The organism is Pseudomonas agronomica (assembly GCF_025917275.1).
GTDB classification, from domain to species: domain Bacteria; phylum Pseudomonadota; class Gammaproteobacteria; order Pseudomonadales; family Pseudomonadaceae; genus Aquipseudomonas; species Aquipseudomonas agronomica.
Window position 1 is genome coordinate 1 of sequence record NZ_JAOSHO010000706.1, and the last position, 2011, is coordinate 2011.

General features: G+C 64.0%; 3 protein-coding genes. 1 reads left to right on the plus strand and 2 read right to left on the minus strand.

Annotation, left to right across the window (positions count from 1 at the left end):
- A partial coding sequence (locus OC610_RS26355; RefSeq protein WP_264432064.1) for a DUF523 domain-containing protein occupies positions 1-455 on the minus strand: 455 nt, incomplete at its 3' end.
- A 2-nt stretch (positions 456-457) separates the two neighbouring features.
- Positions 458-1090, minus strand: coding sequence for a 2OG-Fe(II) oxygenase (locus tag OC610_RS26360; protein WP_264432067.1), 633 nt, complete (start codon positions 1088-1090; stop codon positions 458-460).
- A 139-nt stretch (positions 1091-1229) separates the two neighbouring features.
- Here OC610_RS26360 and OC610_RS26365 point away from each other — a divergent pair, with 139 nt between their 5' ends.
- Entirely contained in the window at positions 1230-1973 is a 744-nt protein-coding gene (locus tag OC610_RS26365) for a DUF2059 domain-containing protein (RefSeq protein ID WP_264432069.1), read from the plus strand.
- Positions 1974-2011 lie beyond the last annotated feature (38 nt).

The window sequence follows — 2011 nt, forward strand, 5'->3', positions numbered from 1 at the left end:
TCCGCCAATTCCAGTTCATTGAACACCCGTACGCCATGGCGCTTGAGCAACGCCGCCGTCACGCCTTCGCCCTGCACCTTCACGCCGCTGAAGGTGCCATCGTAAGTCAGCAGGTTGCCGCAAGACGGGCTATTGGCCTTGAGCACAGCGATCCGGATGCCGTGTTCGCGCACCAGATCCAGTGCCTGATGCGCACCCGACAAAAACTGCACGGTCACGTCCTCGCCGTCGGTGGTAATCACCGGCGCGTCGCCATCGAGCACCTGCACACCCTGCCCACCGGGAATCTCCGCCGCCGCCCGAGGCGTGGGTAAACCGCCGGCGACTTCCGGGCACAGGGGCACGATCCGGCCCTCGTCGAGCCATTGCTGGAGCTGGTCGAAGAGGCCACTGGCGCCACCGTCGTAGCGTACGCGGTGACCGAGCAGGCAGCGGCTGACGAGGATTTTTTCCATATTCAGAACAACTCGTTGCCGCGGCGTCGGAACCAACCGGTCAACGACAGGCGATCACGGGTGGCCGGCAGGACTTCATGGGGGATGTCCCCGGAGAGAAACACCACCAGGCAGCCGCCCGTGGGCACCACGTCATGCTCAATGCCTTCGTCCAGGTACATGCGCAGTTGACCACCGTGCTCCGGCAGCCACGCGTCGTTGAGATAGAGCACCGCCGAAACCATGCGCCGGTCGTCATCCCGGAATCGGTCGACGTGCTTGAGATAGAACGCACCCGGCGGATACAGGGCAAAGTGGCTTTCGAAATCCTCCAGGCCCAGGAACAACCCTCGATTCAAGGCTTCGCGCAGGCTGTCCATCAACCCCAGGTAACGATCGCAGGCGTCGACCTGGCCGGGCTCGATCCACTGGATGCGATCGCCCCGGATACCCTCTCGAATTTCTGAAAACGGCCCGCGCCCGACGGCGGCCGGGGCCAGTTCGCCTTCAACGGCGCGCTGGCGGCATTCAGCCGCCAGGGCACGCGTCAACGCATCCGGCAGGAAGATGTTCTGCCGCGACCAGCCGCGCTCGGCCAGGTCGTCGACGATACGTAACAGCAACGGATGATCAGAAGGTATTTGCATGGCGCGCATAGTATTCCTGTGCCTGCAAAACCGACAGCGCCGCGCAGCAGATCAGCCCGCCAGATAGCACCGCCGTACGAACTTGATACGAATTCTCGACAAGTTCCCGTACCCCACGGAGAATAGTCCGCTGCTGACAGGAGTCCCTATGCGCCGTTTGCTTTTCTCACTGTTGATGTTCTGCGTTTTGCCCGCCTGGGCAGACAGCTACGACCAGTTGTACAAGGTCGCCGGCTGGCCGGAACAGCGGGCGCATTTCAATGAAGCCTTGAGCGCCGCGCAGCAGCGTTACCAGAGCAGCCTGCCGCCGGCGGTGTTCCAGGCGCTGGTGAACAACAGCAACCAGCGTTTCGCGCCCCAGGCCATGGATCAACGGGCCGAGGCCCAACTGCGCAAGAAACTGGCCGACCCGGACCCAGCCCTGAGCTTTTTCCAGACGCCGCTGGGCCGCAAAGTCGTTGCGGCCGAGCTGCTTGCCACCCGCCGCGATCAATTGGCGAAGAACGCCAAGGGCCTGCCGAAGATGCAAGCCAGCGACAACCGCCTGCTGATCATCGGCCACCTGGCCCAGGCCCTGCCCGCCCGCGAGGCCGGCGCCGAAGTCAGCCTGGCGATCGCCGGCGTGGCCGCCGACAGCTTGAGTTCGATGATTCCCGGCCTGCTCGGCGGCGGCCAGGCCCAAGGCATGCTGAACGGCCAGCGCCAGCGCCTGATGGACCAGATCGGCGCGGACCTGAACAACACGCTGCTGTACGTCTACCGCGACCTGACTGACACCGAGCTGGAAGAATTCTCCACGTTCGCCGAGTCGACCGAGGGGCAGGCGTATTACCAGGCTGCCCTGGCGGCGATTCGGGCGGGGTTGGCGGTGGGGCAGAACTTAGGGCAGTAGTGCTTCAAAATCGCTATCGCGAGCAAGCTCGCTCCCAC